Below are 20,108 nucleotides of genomic sequence, written 5' to 3'. Positions count from 1 at the left end.
TTCTCTCGTAACAAGCACATCGATGTAATTCGTAACCTATTGCCGGAACAAAGCAGGCTTATCCAAACGTAGCAGAGGGCGGGGGCGGGTACACTTTCTTCGCAGCGGGAGCGATTTGCCCGAACGCAGTGAGGGATGGCCCGCAGCACGTACTTCCTAGAACGATTCGATGTATTGGCGTGCCGCTGGCCTGCCCGGCACATGTATCTAAGTACGTACTAAAGCAGCCGCGCGGGTCATTTAGCGGGAGCGGAGAAAAAGTGCACCCGCCCCCACCCAAGCTGAGCTGTACCGAGTTTGTTTTAACCACGTACGGACAGATAAACTGCAATTTAACAAAAGACCCGTTGACTTCTTGTAATGTCAACGGGTCTTCGTATTCATCAGACGGTCATCTCACAACTCCCGCCTTAAGCATAAATGCCAGCTATATTAAGCTGCCGCATGTTTTTTCTCTTCCTGATCCATAACAATCGTCACCGCACCATCACCAGTGATATTGAGGCAGGTACGGAACATATCGAGGACGCGGTCGATACCAGCCACCAGTGCCATGCCCTCGATCGGCAGGCCGACAGACTGCAGCACCATGGCCAGCATGATGAGGCCGGCGCCCGGGACACCTGCAGTACCGATCGAGGCCAGCGTGCCTGTCAGCACGATCATCATCATCTGGCCAGCCGTCAGGTCGATGCCGAATACGTTGGCGATGAACAGCGTGCAGACACCCATGTAAAGCGCCGTGCCATCCATATTGATCGTCGCACCGAGCGGCAGGACGAAGGATGACACCTCACGGGATACACCGAGCTTCTCCTGGCAGTTCTTCATGTTGACCGGCAGGGATGCGGCGCTCGAGCAAGTCGTGAAGGCGATGAGCATCTGCTCGCTCATGCCCTTGAAGAATTCCAGCGGCGTATGTCCGCCCCAGACCTTGGCCAGCGTCGAGTAGACGGCAATCGCATGGATTGCGCAGCCAACAGCCACGCAGGCGATGACCGACATCAACGGCAGCAGTACCTTCGGGCCATTCTTGGCTACGACCGGCAGCAGCAGTGCGAAGACACCATACGGTGCGAAGCTCATGACCAGGCCGATGATCTTGTAGGATACCTCTGCCCCAGCATCGAAGAATCTGACGAGCAGTTCCGCCCGCTCACCGCCGACCTTCAAGATGCCGACACCGACAAACAGCGAGAAGATGATGACCGGCAGGATCTGGGCCTTAGCCATCGCCTCGATGGGGTTGGCAGGAACCATGGCCACGAACACCTGCATGATCGATGGTGCTTCCTTGACCTTGACGGCTGCCTCACTGGCCATCTGCAGGCCCACCCCCGGATGGACAAGGCCGGCAATGCCAAAGCCGATGACGATGGCCACCGCCGTCGTGCAGAGATAGAGCAGGATCGTCTTGAGACCGATGCGTCCCAATTTCTTCGTATCACCGAGACTTGTCATACCGACGACGAGGGAGAAGAATACGACCGGTACGATCATCATCTTGATGAGATTGATGAAGATGGTGCCGATTGGCGCAATCCACCAGTTGATGAACGGCAGTCCCGGTTCACCGGCAATAAGGCCAACGACAACAGAAAGTATCAGAGCGATAAAAATCTTGATTGAAAGGTTCATAACAATCACTCCTTTGCTGGAAAATAAAATAATATGATTTCACAATCCCTCATCTGCCTTTATTATACTGATAGTTTCCATATGTGTCTACACTATACAGACATATAGGTGTTATGTGTATTGTATACATAAATAAACACCTCCCGAGGTGGATATATATCCACCTCGGGAGGTGTTGCTTCTCATATTCAGCTCTGCTGGAGAATCGAGTAGTTTTCCGGATGCATGCCAGGCTTGACGGTCACCTTGATATCGGTGCCGAATTCCGCGGCCAGGTCCATCATCAGCTGATTCGCCCGCAGCTCCTCGGCCACGGTCTCATGGACCTCGATCTCATAGCCTTCCCGCGCATGGGAACTGCGCTCCATGCGGCGGATGGCCGCCGCGATGCGGATGCTCACAGTCTCTGGCGACTCGACGCGGCCGCGCCCATGGCAGACCGGACACTCGCTGTAAATGATGCTATCGAGATTCTGCCGCGATTTCTTGCGGGTGATCTCCACGAGCCCCAGGCTCGTGATGTCGACGATGTTCGTCTTCGTGCGGTCATGACGGACATTTTCGCGCATATAGTTCAGCAGATGCTCCTTCTGCGCCTCCTTCTCCATATCGATGAAGTCGACGATGATGATGCCGCCGATATCGCGCAGGCGGATCTGCCGCAGGATCTCGGCAGCTGCCTCAAGGTTTGTCTGATAGACCGTATCTGCAAGATTCGACTTGCCGACATATTTGCCTGTATTGACATCAATGACGGTCAAAGCCTCCGTCTTGTCGATGACGAGGAATCCGCCAGACTTGAGCTCCACTTGCCGCGCTCCAAGCTTTTCGAGCTCATCTTCGATGCCGTATTTGCGGAACAGCGGCTCTTTGCCCTCGTAGAGCTTGACCCGCTGGGCCAGATGCGGCGAGAGGAACTGCACCAGGTCGACCACCCGCTGCCAGACCTCGCGATCATCGATGAGCACCTCATCCACCTCATCGGTCAGCGAGTCGCGCACCATGCGGATGATGAGATCTGCATCGCGGAACAGCAGATTCGTTCCCTTGCCTTTGAGCTTGAAGCGCGCCATGATGGACTCCCAGAGCTTGACCAGGTAGTCAACATCAGCCTGTAAGGCCGCTTCGCTCTGACCAGCAGCTACAGTACGGATGATAAGCCCCATGCCCTGAGGACAGATGCGGCTGGCTATCTCATGCAAGCGGCTGCGCTCCGCCTCATCATCAATGCGGCGCGACATGCCGATATAGGCAGCCGTCGGCATCAAGACGACGTTGCGCCCCGGCAGCGAGATATGCGTCGTGGCGCGCGGCCCCTTCGTGCCGATGGCATCCTTGATAATCTGCACGGGCAGCCGCTGGCCGATATGGATGTGCTGCACCTTCGGCAGCGCCTTGACCACATCCTGCGGCAAGCCATCGCCGATGTAAAGGAATGCGTTCTTCTCCGTCCCGATGTCGACAAAAGCCGCCTGCATGCCAGGCAGGACATTCTGCACCTGCCCCTTATAGATATTCCCTACCAGGTGTGAATGGGACGAGCGTTCCATCTCAATGGCTTCCAGCACGCCATCTTCCACCATGGCTACCCGGTTCTCTTCGGGTACACAAGTCACCAGTATGGATTTCATAAGCTCCCCCCTTTTCCCACGTGTCAGCTATATCCATTATACCAGTTCAATCAAGCGTTTGCCATGTGCAAACAGACCATTGCGCGTGATCAAGGCCTGCGAGGCATCAACGGCCAGCCCGAACTGCTGCTGGATTGCCGTCAGGATCTCGACAGGCTTGACACTGCCGGACTGGGTGATGATGATGTCCATGACCAGCCGCAGCCCCGCCGCCGTCAGTTCAGCCGTGACCGGCTGCTTCATATACTGCTTCGTTTCGATTTCCCGTTTCTTCTTCGGCGTCACTCGCTGCCATATCACCTCAGCCGCATCGTTGTAAGACTTGATTGCCTTCTGGGCCTCAGCCTCACTGCCCGTATAGGGTACCGTCAAGGTATAGCGAGCCTCATCCGCCTGGGCCATGAGCGCCGGCTGCTTGCCGTGCACCTCGCGGAGCTCGCGCAGCTCGGCCCCCGGTGGCAACTGTGCCTTGAGCCGGTCAAATACCTCAGGCTGGCAGACTGGTTTTACGAGCTCGAAGTCCATGTACTCGGCCTCGCTCGTTACGCCCAGTGACAGTGCCGAAGCGAAGGAAACCTTCATATGCGGGTTGAAGCCCTCCGAATAGGCCATCGGCAGCTTGGCGCGGTCGAAGGCCCGCAAGAAGAGATTGGCATAATCGAGATGCGAGACATAGCGAAGCTCGTCGCCCTTCGTGATTTCCGCGCGGAATTTATAGAGCGTGCGCGGTTTCCCCGGGCCCTTCGGGTCGGTCTCCGGCTGCTTCGGTGCCGCTGTCTCAGTGGACAGATCCACTGGCTTGGCCTCCTTGGCATAGTCGATGACATGGACGCCGAGATTCGGGCAGATGCCACAGCCCGTGCACTTGCTACGGCGGCAGTCGATCGTAAGCGCCCCCTCCATGGCCTGCTGCCACTCGCGCAGCAGGAAATCCTTATTGACGCCCGGCGAAGTGATATCCCAGGGCAGTGCCTCGTTGAAGTCACGGGTACGCTCATTGTAATAGCTCATATCGACCCCGCACTTGTCAAAGGCAGCGAGCCAGGTGTCATGCTTATAGAGATCTGACCAGCCATCAAACTTCGCCCCATCCTGCCAAGCCTGATAGATGACCTTGCTCAGGCGGCGGTCACCACGCGCCAGGACGCCCTCGATGATCGAGAGGCGCGCATCGTGATAGTTGAAGGTAATGGCACGGTCGGTGATATTTTCCTTGAGCAGCTGCTGGCGGCGTTCAAACTCAGCAATCGGCAGCTGACCGAACCACTGGAACGGCGTGTACGGCTTCGGTACGAAGCACGAAACGGAAATCGTGACCTTGACGCCACGGCGGCCCTTGATCTCCGTATAAAGATCGACGACTTTCTTCGCGAGCTTGGCAATGCCGATGATATCTTCATCGGTCTCTGTCGGCAGGCCCATCATGAAGTAGAGCTTGACCTGTTTCCAGCCCTGACGGAACGCCGAACCACAGGCGTTCATGAGATTCTCCTCGGTGACGCCCTTGTTGATGACATCACGCAGCCGCTGCGTACCTGCCTCCGGCGCAAACGTCAGGCCAGATTTCCTGACCTGCTGCATCTTGTGCGCAAGGTCGATGGAAAAGCTGTCGATGCGCAGCGATGGCAGCGAAAAGCTGACCTTCTCGTCCTTGAAATCCTCCATGAGGTCATCGACAAGACCGCCCAAGCAGGAATAGTCCGCCGACGACAGGGACGTAAGGCTCATCTCGTCGTAACCGGATTTATCCACGAGCCCGCGCGCCATCTTCTTGAGCTTGGCTTCGGTGCGCTCGCGGGCCGGACGGTAGCAGATGCCAGCCTGGCAGAATCGGCAGCCGCGGGAGCAGCCGCGGAACAACTCGAGCATGATGCGGTTATGGACGATATCCATATACGGCACGATAGGATTCTCCACCGACATGGCCTCATCCATATCACGGCAGACACGCTTGTAGATGATGGCTTTCGCCTTTTCATCCAGCGGCGTCAAACGCTCATAATCGCCACTGGCAGCATAGACCGGCTCATAGAACGACGGCACATAGATGCCGTCCATCGTCAGCAGGCGCTCGAGGAAGCCGCGGCGGCCCCCCGGCCGGCCCGCTTTCTTCCATGCGGCCATTGCCTGGGACACCTCGACGATGACTTCTTCGCCCTCACCGACGATGAAGAAATCAAAGAAATCAGCAATCGGCTCCACGTTGTAGACACAAGGACCGCCACCCACGATAAACGGCATATCGAGCGTACGGTCCTTGGCCCAGATAGGGATCTGCGCCAGGTCGAGCATATTGAGCACATTCGAATAGATCATCTCGTATTGCAGCGAGAAGCCGAACAAATCAAAGGCAGCCAGCTCCGTATGGGTCTCCAGCGAGAACAGCGGGATGTTGCGCGCGCGCATTTCCTGCTCCATATCCGTCCAGGGCGCATAGACGCGTTCTGCGGCGATATTTGGCTGACGGTTGAGCACCTCGTACAGGATGGCAAGGCCAAGGTTGCTCATGCCGACCTCATAGACATCGGGCAGCGCCAAGGCAAACGTGCAATCCACTTTATCCCAATCTTTCTTCACGGCATTCCACTCGCCGCCAGTATAGCGGGACGGCTTCAATACGTTCTGAAGCACCTCGTGGTCAAGTCGTACCATTTTGTTCATTCCTCCATCATTCAGTTCCGAATCATTTCATTCTATCTATTATCTGTTATCTGTAAAAAAACCTTCCCCTACAGGGCGCCAGCAGGCGCGGGATGCCGGTGGCATCCCCGGAGAAGGCCTATCATTCTGCTAGAACAGCAATTTTTGTTTTCGCAATTGGATATTCAAGAGTATCGCAATCGACAGGATATTGGTCGTCAGCGAGCTGACACCGTAGCTCATGAGGGGCAGCGGAATACCTGTCACCGGCATGATGCCCAGCGTCATGCCGACATTCACCAGCACGTGGAAGGCCAGCATCGAAGTGATGCCAACAGCCAGCAGCCGCCCGAACATATCGCTGGCATCGCGCGCGATCAGCACGCCACGCCAAAGGACGACAAGGTACAGCAGCAGCAGGAACGTCACGCCAATGAAGCCGAGCTCCTCGCCGACAACGGCGAATATAAAGTCCGTATGATTCTCTGGCAGGAAGTTCAGCTGGCTCTGCGTGCCACCAAACAGTCCTTTACCAAACAGCATACCCGACCCGATGGCTATCTTCGATTGGATGATGTGATACCCCGACCCCAGCGGATCGACATTCGGGTCCATGAAGACCATGATGCGCATCTTCTGGTAATCCTTGAGCACATGCCATAGCAGCGGCATCATCGCTATGCCTGCGGCAAATATCCCGCCCAACAGCCGCAGGTTTATGCCGCTGATGAAGATCATGCCGAGGAAGATCGCCATGAACACCAGCGATGTGCCCAGGTCTGGCTGCTTGAGGACCAAGAGGAAGGGCACACCGACATAGGCTGCTACTGGCAGCAGGTCATGCAGCGTGTTCAGCTTGCCAACCCGCTCCTCCAGCATCGCCGCCAGCGAGATGATCATGATGATCTTCGAGAACTCCGACGGCTGGATGCTGATAGGACCAATCGAGATCCAGCGCTGGGCGCCCAGTGCCGACTGGCCGACCAGCATGACGGCCACCAGCATGATGAGATTGAAGACATAGAGCCGATTGCCGTAGCCCTGCAGCATCTTGTAGTCAAAGTTCATCAGGAACACCGCCAGGCCGATGTTCATCAAAGCAAAGATACCTTGACGAGCCACAAACCAGTAACGATCGTCACTGGGTGTATTGATATGGGTCGCACTGCCGATGATGACCAGGCTCATGAGGATGATGCCCAGGGTCGCGGCCAGCAGAGTGAAATCTGTGCGACGTAATATACTTTTCGTCATTTCTTCTTATTCATCTCTCAATGGGTGCCTTTGTCGTGTTTCATGCGGCTGACTGGGATATTGGCGACCAGGGCCACCGAATCATCGTCATTGGCCAGCGAGATATCCATATCATGCTGATTGATCTCCATGTAGTTGGAAATCACCTTGATGATATCGTTCTTGAGGTTCTCCATGACTTCCGGAGAAATGTTGGCACGATCATGAATGAGTACGACCTTCAGGCGATCCCGGGCTATCTTGCCAGACTGTTCTTTTTTGCCGAAAATCTTCATCAATGCGTCTATCATACGAATCCTCCTTATTTACCGAAAACATGCTTGAGACGTGCCCAGAAACCCTCTTTGGCAAATTCCATGAACGGCACACTCTCGCCACACATACGGGCAACAATGTTGCGGTAAGCCGTGCCAGCCTGCGAATCATCCATCGTGATGCAAGGCTCGCCCTTGTTCGTGCTCGTGACGACCTTGATGTCATCCGGCACCTGCCCGATGCAATCGATCGAGAGGATATCGTTGATATCACTCATATCGAGCATATCGCCGTTTTCAACCATCTGCGGACGGATACGGTTGACGATGAGCTTGATGTCCTGCTTATCGGCACGGCCAAGCTCGCCGATGATCTTGTCCGCATCGCGTACTGCCGAGATCTCCGGCATCGTGACGACGAGCGCCGTATCAGCAGCAGCGATTGCCGTTTTGAAGCCCTGCTCGATACCAGCCGGGCAGTCGATCAGGATATAGTCGAACTCCTTCCGCAGCTCCTTGCAGAGTGCGACAAGCTGCTCCGGATTCACAGCCATCTTGTCTTTGACCTGGGAGGTCGGCAGCAGGAAGAGCGTATCATATTTCTTGTGGCGAACCAACGCTTTCTTGTAAGGTACACGGCCCTCGGTAACGTCAATCAGATCATACATGATGCGGTTCTCCAGCCCGAGGAGCAGGTCGAGGTTCCTGAGGCCCGTATCCGTATCGACCAGCACGACCTTCTTGCCACGCATAGCAAGACCCACACCGAGATTTGCCGTCGTCGTCGTCTTGCCAACGCCACCTTTACCGGAGGTAATTACATAGATTTCACTCATATTGTCCGTTCCTACCTTTCTATTGGTTCAATCACAATGCGGCCTTCTTTGATGGAAGCCCGCTCAGCTCGCTCTGTCTTTTCCATCTCGTCCGGCGACCGCGCGATCAGATTCGAGATGCGAATCTGCGTCGGCATCAGATGGTCGGCAATGATGAATGCCGTGTTGTCCCCAAAGGCGCCCGCATGTACCATGCCACGGCAGGTCCCCCGGATATCGATGCTGCCGCCAGCAATGATCTGCGCACCAGGATTGACATTGCCGCAGACCATCACCGAACTCTCTGTGCGGATCTCCTGCCCGCCGCGCAGCGTGCGATTGACTACGACCATCTCCTGGACTTTTTCTTTCCTGGACGCCGCCTGCGCTTGAGCAGCTGCCTGCCGCTGTTTTTCCTGCTCATTTTCCCGGCGCACTTGCTCCGAAGGGGTCGGCTGCGCCTCAGGATTCATCGTCCGGCAGATCAGTCCATGTTCATGGAACATCTTCTGCAGCTGGGCACGCTCCGTCTCGGAAAAGGCATCCTTCGGGAGCAGCACCAGCGTCCCGCGCAGGAAGAATCCTGTGCCGGATACCAGCTTCTCCTCGATGTCCTTGCGCACAGCCGCAAAAGCAGCGCCTTCTGCAAAGCTAAGCTGCAGACCGGACTTGCTGCCCTTGATCTTTACAATCTCATCACTCATGGCTGTCCTCACTTCTACTTATATTTTATATGACTTGCTTACTGTTTTGCCTGGGCCTTGTCGCTGGGCTGGTTGACCCCAAAGGCAGCTTCAAGGATCTTGCGGCCGATAGGCACTGCCGACTGTGAACCGAAACCGCCCTGCTCGACGATGACCGCCACGACAATCGTCGGATTGTCAAAGGGCCCGTAAGCGACGAACCAGCCGTGGTCACGGCCATGGGGATTCTCCGCCGTTCCCGTCTTGCCCGCGATATCGATGTTGAATCCCTGGAACGACGAAGCTGCCGTACCATACTTCGTGACATCGTGCAGGCCATCCTGCACCAGCTTCAGTACCGAAGGCGTGACATCGAGGGTCGACAGCAGCTCGGGCTTGAACTCCTTGACCGTCTTGCCATCAGGCCCGACGATCCGCTGCACGACATGCGGGCGGAAACGCTTGCCATCCGCGGCAATCTCCCCCATCAGCATGGCCGCCTGCAGCGGCGTCACCAGATTGAAGCCCTGACCAATAGCCGCATCGAAGGTCTCCGACAGATACCATTCGCCATCTTCGAAGTTCAGTTCCTTATACTTGCGGTTTGCGACCAGGCCAGACGCCTCATAGGGCAGGTCAATGCCTGTCGTCTTGCCGAGACCGAACATCCGCGCATATTTCTCGAGACGGTCGATGCCAAGACGGTTGCCCATCTCATAGAAATAGACGTTATCCGAATGGGCCATAGCCTGCCGGAAATTGATGAGGCCCAAGGCCTCGCCTTCGGCATTGCCCTTCGGAATGATCCAGTGGCGTCCCGTATCGTTGATGAGCTCTTCCGGCGAGACAACCCCCTCGGTCAAAGCCGCCGTACCTGTCACAATCTTGAACGTCGAGCCCGGCGGATACTCACCCGTGATGGCCTTGTTGTCCATCGGATGATAGGGATTGTTGTTCAGCGCATTCCAGTCCTTCGTGGAAATGCCATGGGCAAACAAGTTCGGATCGAACGCCGGACGGCTGACGATAGCCAAGATCTCGCCAGTCTGCGGGTTCATGGCCACCGCTGCGGCTGCATTGGCATGGATGAGCTTCAACTGCTCATCAACTGCCTTTTCCGCTGCCGTCTGCAAGCCCTCATCGATCGTCAGATAGAGGTCATCGCCGGGAATGGGGTCCTTCTTGCCGATGATCTGCACCGGCTTGCCCGATACGTCGACCTCAACCTGCTGGCCACCATTCTCGCCGCGCAGCTCCTTGTCATAGATCTTCTCCAAACCGAACTTGCCGATGATGTCGCCAGACTTATAGCCCTGATCCTTGAGCTTCTCCAGCTCCATGTCGTTGATCTCACTGACATAGCCATAGGTATGGGCCGCTTCCTGCTTGTTGGTATAGTCGCGGATTGGCTGCACCTCGATGACCACCCCGGGATAATTGCTCTTCTGCTCCTCGATGATCGTCACGATATCCGGCGTGACATCCGCCTTGATGCGGATCGGATCGAAGCCGCTGTGCGCGGCGATCTTCTCTTTGATTTTCGGCACAGGCACCTTGACCAGCTCTGACAAACGTGCGATGACATCGTCAGAGATCGGTGCCGTAAGTGGCAGCAAGGATACCGTGAAACCCGGACGATTCTGTACCAGCAGATTGCCGTTGCGGTCATAGAACGTCCCGCGCGGTGCCATGGACGGTATGATGCGGATGCGGTTGCCCTCAGCAAGCGCCGCATAATAATCGCCCTCATAGATCTGCAAATAACCGGCACGGCCGATGAGTACGGCAACAACCAGTACGCATAACCAGCTCAGTACCTTTATTCTGCCGCCAAATTCGTCATTTTCGACCAAGAAATATCTCTCCCATAACGAAAGGCACCCCGCAAGGTGCCTTAATCAGTGTTTTTCTTTTTCACTTAGCTTCTTGTCCAGCTCATAGGTAAAACGATGAACCGGATAGGCAAAAGCCAGTTGATAGATGAGCATCGGTATAAGCATCGTTTGCAAGCTGCTCACCAGATTAAAGCGATAACCTAATAATACCATAAGCAACGCCAAAATAAAATAGTTCGCGATAATTGCCGTGATGGATGCTGTGACCGGCAAGAAGAACTGTTCCTTGAACACCCGGTCAGAGAACCGGCCAAAAAACATGCCCAGCAGCATGCGCGTGAATGCGTTGATGCCAAGGAATGTCCCGGAAGCCAGATCCTGCAGCAGGCCTGTGGCAAACCCCATGAGCCCGCCCTGACGCACACCGCGCAAAAAGGCGAACGATACGGTAAGCAGCAGCATGAGATCCGGACTGATGCCACGATAGGCAATCATCGGCAGCAGCGAAGTCTGCAGGACATATAACGCAATGACAAATAATGCTAGTCTTCCAAACTTCTTCATTGTGGATTCTCCTCAGCGGCCTTGGCTGCAGCTGCCTGCGCAGCGGGATCCGTCTCAGTCCCCGGCGTCTGCGCTGGCGGCTTTATGGGCTCAGGCGGCGCTTCGCGCGACTCCGTGATGACCATGACATCCTCAAGCTTCTGGAAATCCACAGCCGGCTCCAGCAGGCCGACCTTCAGCAGGCCGCCCGAATCATTCTGCAGCGACGAGACAAGGCCGACCACTATACCTTTCGGGTACGTGCCGCCAAAACCAGATGTCACGATGACATCGCCCTCGACTACATCAGCATTCTTCGGTATATTGACCATCTGCGGCATCGTAGGATTATCCAAATCCCCCTGGACAATACCTGCCACGCGCGACTCAGCCCGCTGCACGATCGTGCCGACCGAAGAACGCGGATCGAGGATAAGCTGCACCTTCGATGTGTTCCAGCCTGCCTCGAGAATATGACCGACCAGTCCTTTTTCCGTCACTACCGTCATATCGGTATTGACGCCATCCTTCTGGCCTCGGTCAATGATGATGACACTCGACCAGGTCGCCGAATCACGGCCGATTACGCGCGCACCAACCATATCGAACTGCGTCATCATCTGCCGATAGCCCAGCAGCGTGCGCAAGCGCTCATTTTCTGCCAATGCTTCACTGGCCTCAAGATTCTGCACGCGCAGTTGCTCGACTTCATTGCGCAGCATCTTGTTCTGCTCATGCACCGTCACGATTTCCCAGATGCTGCCAGTGACATGACTCACCTGGCTGCCCACCCAGGAAACCGCCTGCTGGAACGGCGAGAGCACCAGCAAGGCAGCCTTGCTGCTCACTGGTGCCTGAAACCGCCCGCGGGCGGCAAAGAAAATGATGCAGAACAAGCTCACAATGACAAAGAGCACAGCCCATAGCTTGCGATGCGAATCCTTATCTTTTCTTACCCTGTTGCTCATTGTCTCAACTTCTTCGAGGTCATGACTACACGTTTGAGAAGCTCGATGTTCTCGAGGGATTTGCCCGTACCCTCACCGACGCAGGAAAGCGCATCCTCGGAAACGAGTACCGGCATGCCAGTCTCATGCGAGAGCAGCTTGTCGAAATTCGTAAGCAGCGCACCGCCGCCCGTCATCATGATGCCGTGGTCCATGACATCAGCAGCCAGCTCTGGCGGAGTCTTCTCCAGCGTTCCCTTGACCGCATCGATGATCTTGTAGATCGGCTCGTTCAGAGCCTCGCGGATCTCCTTGGCCTGGATGGTCAGTGTCTTCGGCAGACCGCTTACGAGGTCACGGCCACGGATATCCATCGTCTTGTCCGTATCCGGCGTGACGATAGCCGTACCGATGTTGATCTTGATCTCCTCTGCCGTGCGCTCACCGATCATGAGGTTGTACATGCGCTTGATGTACTGCACGATGGAGGAATCCATCTCGTCACCGCCGATGCGGATGGAACGGCTCGTGACGATACCGCCGAGAGAGATGACTGCGATCTCCGTCGTACCGCCACCGATATCGACGACCATGCTGCCCGTCGCTTCCTCGACGGGCAGGCCAGCACCGATAGCTGCAGCCATCGGCTCCTCAATCAGATATGCCTCACGTGCACCTGCCTGCTGGGCAGCGTCGATGACCGCACGCTTCTCAACTTCCGTGACACCGGAAGGCACACCAACGACAACGCGCGGGCGCGAACTCATGAAGGACTTCGAACCCATCGCCTTGCGGATGAAGTATTTCAGCATTGCCTGGGTCACATCGAAATCAGCGATGACACCATCCTTCATCGGACGGATTGCTACAATGTTGCCCGGCGTACGACCGATCATCTGCTTGGCCTCCTCGCCAACGGCCAGGACATCTCCCGTGTCGCTTTTGATGGCGACAACCGACGGCTCACGCAGGACAATACCTCTGCCCTTCACATGAACCAGCGTATTTGCCGTACCGAGGTCAATACCCATATCGTGCGATAAACCACCCAAAAGACTCCACATTTTACTGAAAAACTCCCTTCAAAACTTTTAAACAAGCCGACGCCTCAGCACCAGCAGATTTTACTTTGATTTTTAAACAGCTATCTTATTGTAGCACAACTCATGGGGGTTTGTAACGGAAATTTACAGAAAAGCACAAGAAAAAAAAGGATTTTCTTACGACAACATTCCCTTCTCTTTCAAGCTCAAGAAACATTCCCTGCCGAGTATGATGTGATCAAGCACCGGAATATCCATGATTTTCCCCGCCTTGACCAGCCGCTGGGTCACCGCGATGTCCTCACGGCTCGGGGTGGGGTCCCCGCTCGGATGATTATGGAACAGGATCATCGCCGCTGCTGCATAGTCAATGGCCGCCCGGAACACCTCACGCGGATGTACGATGGATGCCTGTAAGCTGCCCACCGAAACATCCGGCATGCCAAGGATATGATTCTTCGTATCGAGCAGCATGACGGCAAAATGCTCACGTTGCTCGAAACGAAACCGCGGCAGCGCAAAATGCGCCGCATCCTCAGGATCATGTATAACCACGATATGCTCGGCCGCCTTCATCGACAGCCGCCGCCCGAGCTCCACCGCTGCCAGCACCGTCGCCGCCTTGGCCTTACCCACGCCTTTGACGGCCGCCAGCTCCGCCGGCGGCATATGCACGATCGCCTCCAGCCCGCGGTCCTTGTAATGGGCCAAAACCTCCTCGGCGATATGGATCACCGATTTTTCCCGTGTCCCCGTCCGGAGCAGCACTGCCAGAAGTTCCGTATTGCTCAGCGCAGCAGCCCCAGAAAACAACAACCGTTCCCGTGGACGTTCGTCAACGGGCAGATCCTTCACCATGATTGCCATACAAATCGACGCCTGCCTTTCCAGCCAGCCGTGCGAGCGCGTGCAAGGGCAGACCGACAACATTCGAGTATGAGCCGTCAAGCTTCTCGATGAATACTGCCGCCTGCCCCTGCACCGCATAAGCTCCCGCCTTGTCCAGCGGCTCACCGGTCTCTGCATAACGGCAGATCTCAGCCTCCGTCAGCGGCGCGAACGTGACCTTGGTCGTCACGACGTCCGCATGGACCTTGCCGCCGCACACCAGCGCGATGCCTGTCGACACTTCATGGGTGCGCCCCGCAAACAGGCGCAGCATGCGGCAAGCATCGGCCTTATCGCACGGTTTGCCATACGTGTGCCCGTCAAGTGCGACAACCGTATCGGCCCCGAGCACCGGCAGCTCCGGATGCTCCCTGGCCACGGCTTCCGCCTTGGCGATGGCATTCCTCTTCACCAGCTCCTGTGGTGCCAGCGCATCGCCGCTTTCCTCAGCTGCCTCACTGACCTGCACCACAAAATCTGCACCAATCTGATCCAGAAGTTCCTTCCGGCGTGGCGACCCCGACGCTAAAATAATCATACTGCCTCCTATCAATACTTGCGAAACAGGACAATGGCCAGCACGATGCCCAGGATGCTCATGAGGTTCGGAGCAAAGGCCAGGCCCAACGTCAACTGGATCACATAGAGATTGAACGTCACCGGCGTGATATCAAATACCGGATACGTCGTCACCAGATATGGCATGATGCCTGCCAGCGCATCGACCTTCATCAACAGCTGTCCCAGGATACCACCCAAGATAGCACCGATCACCACAAAGAGCACACACATCCCGTATCCTCTGCCACTGAATTTTGCCAAAAGAATCCCTCCAAACCATTTACCATCCATAATATTCTCGTCCACTGGACATAATCCTGCCAGCAAAGACAAAAGATAAAACAAAAAAGCGACCAGGGAACTGATATTCCCTAGCCGCTTATCACCGGATCACATCAGATACCGGATATAAACATACACCGTCGAGAGCACAATCGTCAAGAGCATGATGGGGAAACCCACCTTGAAATAATTGATGAAGGTGATCTTGACGCCACGGTCTGCTGCCAGACCGGCCACGATAAGGTTAGCCGAAGCACCGACCAGCGTGCCGTTGCCACCCAGGCAGGCACCCAGGGCCAAGCTCCACCAGATCGGCTCCAAGTTGCTGACGCCCATCGTTCCCATATCCTGGATGAGCGGGATCATCGTCGCTACGAACGGGATATTGTCAAGCACCGACGATACGATGGCACTGAGCCAGAGAACCAGCAGGGACGTGCTCGTCACGTTGCCCCCCGTGAGCTCGACGGCCTGCTTGGCCAGGCTGCCGATGATGCCCGTCTCGATGAGGCCGCCAACGGCAATGAACAGACCGATGAAGAAGAAAATCGTCGCCCACTCCACCGACTTCATCGTCGTCTCGACAAGGTGATGGCTGCCGCCTGCCAGCAGCAGCAGCAGGAAGCCACCAGCCAGCGCGATCATCGACGACTCGATATGCGTGATCGAGTGCGTGAAGAAACCGAGGATGACCAGCGAGAGCACAAACAGCGACCGGGCCAGGAGCTTGCGGTCTTTCAGCGATTTCTTCTCGTCCATCTGCATGAGCTCAGCCTGCAGCTCCGGCTTCGTCTTCATCTTCTTGCTATAGAGTACCTCCACGATGAGGATGACAACGACCAAGTTGATGAAGGCTATCGGTGCCAGATTCTCGATGAACGCCATGAACGTCAGCTCTTTTACCGCACTGCCGATCATGATATTCGGCGGATCGCCAATCAGCGTAGCCGTACCGCCGACATTCGATGCGATGATCTGCGTGAGCAGGAACGGGATCGGATTGATATGCAGCTTCTGAGCGATGCTGAACGTCACCGGCACCATCAGCAGGACCGTCGTGACATTATCGAGGAACGCCGAGAAGATCGCCGTGATGAGACCGAGATACACCAGGATGCGCTTCGGCTCTGCCTTAGCCACCTTGGCCGCCTTGATGGCCACGTAATCGAACAATCCCGTATGGCTCGTGACACCGACCAGGACCATCATGCCGACCAGCAGGCCCAGCGTGTTGAAATCCACATGATGCAGTGCCGTCTCCTGATCCATGATGCCGATCAGTACCATGATCGTCGCACCGAGCATCGCCGCCACTGTGCGATGGATCTTCTCCGATACGATGACCACATACATCAAAATAAAAATGATACCAGCTAATACTTCCATTATATGCCTCCTTTTGCTGGGATGAGATCTCTCCCCTCCCCACTGATAAAAAATAGACGGAGCCCTTAGTGACCAGACTCCGCCTTTGTTTATCTATCGATTTGTACAAACATCTTATCATAGGTATGCCTAAAAAGCAAGGCAATTATCCCCACGAGGAATTGTTAGTGCATGATAACCATATTCTTGCCACCGCTGCGCTTAGCCTCATAAAGAGCCATATCCACACGGCGGCAAAGTGCATTGGTCGTATCATCCTCAGCAGCTGTAGCCAATCCGATACTGACAGTAACCCGTCTGCCCTCCGGCAGGAAGTCCAGCGCAGCTACCTCCTTACGAATCCGCTCAGCTATTTCGTGCCCTTCCTTCGCGGCCATATCCGGGAAAACCACAAGGAACTCATCGCCTCCCCAGCGGCCTGGCGCATCCACTTCAGTACGCGTCACCTCCCGCAAAATACCGGCCACAGCCTCAATGACCTTATCCCCCATCTCATGGCCAAAGCTATCATTGATGCCTTTGAAATCATCGATATCAAGCATCAAGACTGCCAACGGCTGCCCTGACAGCTGTGATTGTTGCAGCATCGTTGCCAGGCGCATTTCCGTCTCGCCACGATTAAAGACTTCGGTCAAACGATCAAGCTGCGCCAGTTTCGCTAGTTTAGCATTCGTTTCTTCCAATTCCTGGGTGGTTGTCTCAATGAGATGGACCAGATGCGCCATAATGGTCCGATGCGGCTTGAATTTCGGATGTTCTACTTTGATTTCTCTCTTCTCACTTCTGCCGGGTCCTTCACGCATGCCAATCGTCACCAGCGTCATATTCGAAACCATAATCTCGCCCGCGTCATTGCGCATGAATTCGCCATAGGCATAGAATCCCGATGACGGTGCCAGATGGCGCGTAACCGAAAGTTCCTGCTCCGTATCACTTCCCAAGAGCATCCAGCGCGCCACACAGCTGACCATAAAGATTGCCTCCGGCCGGAAATTGGCCAGCTTCTCCTGCAGGACCATGGCATTCTCGATGATATCGCTAGGATCGCCATAGGCCAGACGAACCCTTTCACCCACGCGGAAGTCCGCCCCAAACATAACCCCGCCATCTTCACGGCAACGGCGCGGATGACGCGCCAGTACCGTGCCATTGCGTTCAAAATAGAACGGAAAAGTCAAGGACTCCACAAGAAACCTATCGTTATTCACAATACCAAGATAACGCTCAAACACATCCAATGCTGGCATACCATCGAGTTCCTTGAGGCAGAACTCGCCATCCATCTTCGTGACAGTCATGCTGCGGCCCAACGGCTTCCAGCCGAAGCTCGAGCTTGCCTGCACATGCAGCTTGCTGCCGCTGAATACCGCCACGGCCACACCATGGCGCAAAGTCGTATTCTGTGCAAACACCATACCATTCTGCCCGAGACTGCCGTCATCGGCCAGTCCGCCGAAAAAGACGATTTCCTGGCGCGACTTCGAGACCTCATGGAAAAACGGGTTGACATCGAGATGGAAGCCGGCAGATATCACTTCGACAGCCGCTACCTCCTTGTCCGCATTGAGGATTGCCAGCAGTTCCTTACCGGCCTGTTCACTGCTCATCATCCGGAAATCATACGACATGACCCGGACTTTCGAGCACTCAAACAAGGTGAAGTTGACAACGATATCATGCTCGACCAATGTCCCGTTGACGATTTCTCCCCGCGAAACCGAGCCGACGATCTGCGCCTCAGGAAACGAAGCATTGATGGTATGCTTCATCTCCTGCAGCATGCGTTCATTGGCCGTATCCATGAAAATCGAAACCAGCACGCAGGACAAGTTCTTCAAAGCCCGGGCCTCCTGCTGCACCTTCTCGATGCAGTCGTGCAGCTCCTGGCGGTTTTTTATGGAAAAAGGAATCTGTTTCATTTTCACAACCTTCTCTAACAAAACAAATCGATCCATCCATCGGATAAGCATGCAAAATGCCAAAAAAGCCCCGAGGAAATCCCCGGGGCCCTTGATTCCATTGGTGCGTCAGGAGGGATTCGAACCCCCGACCCACGGCTTAGAAGGCCGTTGCTCTATCCAACTGAGCTACTGACGCAAAAGACAATGGTCGGGATGACAGGATTCGAACCTGCGACATCCTGCTCCCAAAGCAGGCGCGCTACCAAACTGCGCTACATCCCGTAGACCACTCATGTATTATAGCCAATTAAACTCCAGCTGTCAACTTTTTTTTGCCGCCAACCACTTTTTCCAGGCTATCCTCGTCGTTATGTTGACAACTTTACATTTTGATGATACTGTTTATCTTAATCGTGAAAGCAACATGTATTTGAGGTGACTACATATGATAAAGGAAGCCATTGAAAAAATCGTCAGCAAGCAAGACCTGTCCTACCGTGAAGCCTACGACGTCATGAATGAGATCATGAACGGTGAAACTTCGCAGGTACAGAATGCCGCCTATCTTTCAGCCCTCTCCACCAAAAGCACCAAAGCCGAAACAATCGACGAGATCTCCGGCTCGGCGGCTGCCATGCGCGATCATGCCCTGACAGTCGAACACACGATGGACGTCCTCGATATCGTAGGCACTGGCGGTGACCACGCACACAGCATCAATATCTCCACGACTGCAGCGATGATCATCGCCGCCGCTGGTGTCAAGGTCGCCAAACACGGCAATCGCGCAGCCTCTTCCAAGTGCGGGGCCGCCGACTGTCTCGAAGCCTTGGGCGTCAATCTTGCCCAGCCGCCTGAGAAAGTCGTCGAAGAACTCGAGAAGATCGGCCTCTGCTTCATGTTTGCGCAGAAATACCACACCTCGATGAAATACGTCGGCGCCATCCGCAAGGAACTCGGCATCCGCACCGTATTCAATATCCTCGGCCCCTTGACCAATCCGGCCCATCCGACCCACATGGTCTTAGGTGTCTACGACGAATATCTGCTCGAGCCACTGGCTAAAGTCATGCTCTCGCTAGGCGTCAAGCGCGGCATGGTCATCTACGGCCAAGATTGTCTCGATGAATTCTCGCTGAGTGCTCCGACCAGTGTCTGTGAATTCCGCGATGGCTGGTTCAAACGCTACACGGTAAAACCAGAAGATTTCGGCTTCCAGCGCTGCAGCAAGGATGACATCCGTGGCGGCGATCCCGCAGAGAATGCCCAGGTCACCCTCGACATATTGAATGGTGCCACTGGCCCCAAGACCGACATCGTGCTGCTCAACGCTGGTGCTGCCATCTACGTAGGCGGCCAGGCTGACAGCATCGCCGCCGGTATCGATAAAGCCCGCCAGCTCATCGCCTCCGGTGCCGCCATGGATAAGCTCAAGGAATTCCGTCAGCTGTCGAATGCCTGATTGTTTCCCATAAAAAAGTCGCGTGACATCCCAGCGATATTGTAGTGACCCCATAAAGTTAGACCTTACCGGTAGTAGCAATTATTTGCTGCTACCGTTTTTTTATGCTGCGGCATGACGTAAACGGTAATCTACTGGGCTGAGCCACCCCAGCTTAGCTTTGATTCTGTGCTTATTGTAGTATGTGATGTAATGCCGTATAGCTCGTTCAAGTTCTTCGAAGCTGTGATAGGTATGCCCATAATAGATTTCCTGTTTTAGCAGGCCAAAGAAATTTTCCATCACGCTATTATCCAGACAGGTGCCTTTGCGAGACATACTTTGAAAAATTCGTTCTTCCTTTAA

General features: G+C 55.1%; 18 protein-coding genes and 2 tRNA genes. 1 reads left to right on the top strand and 19 read right to left on the bottom strand.

What is annotated here, in order from left to right:
* Positions 1 to 432: 432 nt before the first annotated feature.
* The 18 genes from BM181_RS14250 to BM181_RS14165 form a co-directional block, all read right to left on the bottom strand.
* Entirely contained in the window at positions 433 to 1,638 is a 1,206-nt protein-coding gene (locus tag BM181_RS14250; RefSeq protein WP_075445784.1) for a dicarboxylate/amino acid:cation symporter, read from the bottom strand.
* A gap of 188 nt (positions 1,639 to 1,826) precedes the next feature.
* Positions 1,827 to 3,269 carry an Rne/Rng family ribonuclease gene (locus tag BM181_RS14245; RefSeq protein WP_075445783.1) on the bottom strand — a complete coding sequence of 481 codons (1,443 nt, stop codon included), beginning with the start codon at positions 3,267 to 3,269 and terminating at the stop codon, positions 1,827 to 1,829.
* A 36-nt stretch (positions 3,270 to 3,305) separates the two neighbouring features.
* Positions 3,306 to 5,921 (bottom strand): TIGR03960 family B12-binding radical SAM protein, encoded by a 2,616-nt coding sequence (locus tag BM181_RS14240; protein WP_075445782.1) that lies wholly within the window; start codon positions 5,919 to 5,921, stop codon positions 3,306 to 3,308.
* Between the two features lie 138 nt (positions 5,922 to 6,059).
* Positions 6,060 to 7,163 carry a rod shape-determining protein RodA gene (rodA, locus tag BM181_RS14235; RefSeq protein WP_075445781.1) on the bottom strand — a complete coding sequence of 368 codons (1,104 nt, stop codon included), beginning with the start codon at positions 7,161 to 7,163 and terminating at the stop codon, positions 6,060 to 6,062.
* Positions 7,164 to 7,180: 17 nt separating this feature from the next.
* Complete coding sequence (gene minE / locus BM181_RS14230; protein ID WP_075445780.1) at positions 7,181 to 7,453, bottom strand: cell division topological specificity factor MinE; 273 nt, start codon at positions 7,451 to 7,453, stop codon at positions 7,181 to 7,183.
* 11 nt (positions 7,454 to 7,464) lie between these two features.
* Entirely contained in the window at positions 7,465 to 8,253 is a 789-nt protein-coding gene (minD, locus tag BM181_RS14225; RefSeq protein ID WP_075445779.1) for a septum site-determining protein MinD, read from the bottom strand.
* A gap of 11 nt (positions 8,254 to 8,264) precedes the next feature.
* Positions 8,265 to 8,936, bottom strand: coding sequence for a septum site-determining protein MinC (gene minC / locus BM181_RS14220; protein WP_075445778.1), 672 nt, complete (start codon positions 8,934 to 8,936; stop codon positions 8,265 to 8,267).
* Between the two features lie 38 nt (positions 8,937 to 8,974).
* Positions 8,975 to 10,768 (bottom strand): penicillin-binding protein 2, encoded by a 1,794-nt coding sequence (gene mrdA, locus BM181_RS14215; protein WP_075445777.1) that lies wholly within the window; start codon positions 10,766 to 10,768, stop codon positions 8,975 to 8,977.
* 45 nt (positions 10,769 to 10,813) lie between these two features.
* The gene (gene mreD / locus BM181_RS14210) at positions 10,814 to 11,314 is read right to left on the bottom strand and encodes a rod shape-determining protein MreD (RefSeq protein WP_075445776.1); all 501 of its coding nucleotides are present in this window, start codon (positions 11,312 to 11,314) and stop codon (positions 10,814 to 10,816) included.
* Positions 11,311 to 12,261, bottom strand: a complete 951-nt coding sequence (mreC, locus tag BM181_RS14205) for a rod shape-determining protein MreC (RefSeq protein ID WP_075445775.1) — start codon at positions 12,259 to 12,261, stop codon at positions 11,311 to 11,313. Before mreC ends, mreD begins: the two co-directional genes overlap by 4 nt.
* The gene (locus BM181_RS14200) at positions 12,258 to 13,304 is read right to left on the bottom strand and encodes a rod shape-determining protein (protein WP_075445774.1); all 1,047 of its coding nucleotides are present in this window, start codon (positions 13,302 to 13,304) and stop codon (positions 12,258 to 12,260) included. Before BM181_RS14200 ends, mreC begins: the two co-directional genes overlap by 4 nt.
* A 156-nt stretch (positions 13,305 to 13,460) precedes the next feature.
* On the bottom strand, positions 13,461 to 14,150 hold the full coding sequence (gene radC, locus BM181_RS14195; protein ID WP_075445773.1) for a RadC family protein: 690 nt from the start codon (positions 14,148 to 14,150) through the stop codon (positions 13,461 to 13,463).
* Positions 14,119 to 14,709, bottom strand: a complete 591-nt coding sequence (locus BM181_RS14190; RefSeq protein ID WP_075445772.1) for a Maf family protein — start codon at positions 14,707 to 14,709, stop codon at positions 14,119 to 14,121. The genes radC and BM181_RS14190 overlap by 32 nt, the downstream gene beginning before the upstream one ends.
* Positions 14,710 to 14,720: 11 nt before the next feature.
* Entirely contained in the window at positions 14,721 to 14,993 is a 273-nt protein-coding gene (locus BM181_RS14185) for a DUF4321 domain-containing protein (protein WP_371263049.1), read from the bottom strand.
* Positions 14,994 to 15,122: 129 nt separating this feature from the next.
* A complete protein-coding gene (locus BM181_RS14180; RefSeq protein ID WP_075445771.1) occupies positions 15,123 to 16,400 on the bottom strand; it encodes an ArsB/NhaD family transporter in 1,278 nt (425 codons plus the stop codon).
* Between the two features lie 164 nt (positions 16,401 to 16,564).
* Entirely contained in the window at positions 16,565 to 18,319 is a 1,755-nt protein-coding gene (locus BM181_RS14175) for a sensor domain-containing diguanylate cyclase (RefSeq protein ID WP_075445770.1), read from the bottom strand.
* A gap of 101 nt (positions 18,320 to 18,420) precedes the next feature.
* A tRNA-Arg gene (locus tag BM181_RS14170) sits at positions 18,421 to 18,497 on the bottom strand.
* Positions 18,498 to 18,506: 9 nt separating this feature from the next.
* Positions 18,507 to 18,583 (bottom strand) — tRNA-Pro (locus tag BM181_RS14165).
* A gap of 163 nt (positions 18,584 to 18,746) precedes the next feature.
* Here BM181_RS14165 and trpD point away from each other — a divergent pair.
* Positions 18,747 to 19,763 carry an anthranilate phosphoribosyltransferase gene (gene trpD / locus BM181_RS14160; protein WP_075445769.1) on the top strand — a complete coding sequence of 339 codons (1,017 nt, stop codon included), beginning with the start codon at positions 18,747 to 18,749 and terminating at the stop codon, positions 19,761 to 19,763.
* Between the two features lie 102 nt (positions 19,764 to 19,865).
* On the opposite strand, the gene BM181_RS14155 is transcribed toward trpD, so the two are convergent.
* Positions 19,866 to 20,108: IS3 family transposase (locus BM181_RS14155; protein ID WP_143092217.1), on the bottom strand; the 243-nt coding region annotated here is incomplete at its 5' end.

Source organism: Pseudoselenomonas ruminantium, from assembly GCF_900113715.1.
Taxonomy (GTDB): Bacteria; Bacillota; Negativicutes; order Selenomonadales; family Selenomonadaceae; genus Selenomonas_A; species Selenomonas_A caprae.
The sequence above is the reverse complement of the archived record's forward strand: the minus strand, read 5'-3'. Positions and strand labels throughout refer to the sequence as shown.

What these genes read in the sequence shown, in the direction of transcription:
- BM181_RS14250 (WP_075445784.1), bottom strand. Translation starts at nt 1,638, where the DNA reads ATGAACCTTTCAATCAAGATTTTTATCGCTCTGATACTTTCTGTTGTC.
- BM181_RS14245 (WP_075445783.1), bottom strand. Translation starts at nt 3,269, where the DNA reads ATGAAATCCATACTGGTGACTTGTGTACCCGAAGAGAACCGGGTAGCC.
- BM181_RS14240 (WP_075445782.1), bottom strand. Translation starts at nt 5,921, where the DNA reads ATGGTACGACTTGACCACGAGGTGCTTCAGAACGTATTGAAGCCGTCC.
- rodA (WP_075445781.1), bottom strand. Translation starts at nt 7,163, where the DNA reads ATGACGAAAAGTATATTACGTCGCACAGATTTCACTCTGCTGGCCGCG.
- minE (WP_075445780.1), bottom strand. Translation starts at nt 7,453, where the DNA reads ATGATAGACGCATTGATGAAGATTTTCGGCAAAAAAGAACAGTCTGGC.
- minD (WP_075445779.1), bottom strand. Translation starts at nt 8,253, where the DNA reads ATGAGTGAAATCTATGTAATTACCTCCGGTAAAGGTGGCGTTGGCAAG.
- minC (WP_075445778.1), bottom strand. Translation starts at nt 8,936, where the DNA reads ATGAGTGATGAGATTGTAAAGATCAAGGGCAGCAAGTCCGGTCTGCAG.
- mreD (WP_075445776.1), bottom strand. Translation starts at nt 11,314, where the DNA reads ATGAAGAAGTTTGGAAGACTAGCATTATTTGTCATTGCGTTATATGTC.
- mreC (WP_075445775.1), bottom strand. Translation starts at nt 12,261, where the DNA reads ATGAGCAACAGGGTAAGAAAAGATAAGGATTCGCATCGCAAGCTATGG.
- BM181_RS14200 (WP_075445774.1), bottom strand. Translation starts at nt 13,304, where the DNA reads ATGTGGAGTCTTTTGGGTGGTTTATCGCACGATATGGGTATTGACCTC.
- radC (WP_075445773.1), bottom strand. Translation starts at nt 14,150, where the DNA reads ATGGCAATCATGGTGAAGGATCTGCCCGTTGACGAACGTCCACGGGAA.
- BM181_RS14190 (WP_075445772.1), bottom strand. Translation starts at nt 14,709, where the DNA reads ATGATTATTTTAGCGTCGGGGTCGCCACGCCGGAAGGAACTTCTGGAT.
- BM181_RS14180 (WP_075445771.1), bottom strand. Translation starts at nt 16,400, where the DNA reads ATGGAAGTATTAGCTGGTATCATTTTTATTTTGATGTATGTGGTCATC.
- BM181_RS14175 (WP_075445770.1), bottom strand. Translation starts at nt 18,319, where the DNA reads ATGAAACAGATTCCTTTTTCCATAAAAAACCGCCAGGAGCTGCACGAC.
- trpD (WP_075445769.1), top strand. Translation starts at nt 18,747, where the DNA reads ATGATAAAGGAAGCCATTGAAAAAATCGTCAGCAAGCAAGACCTGTCC.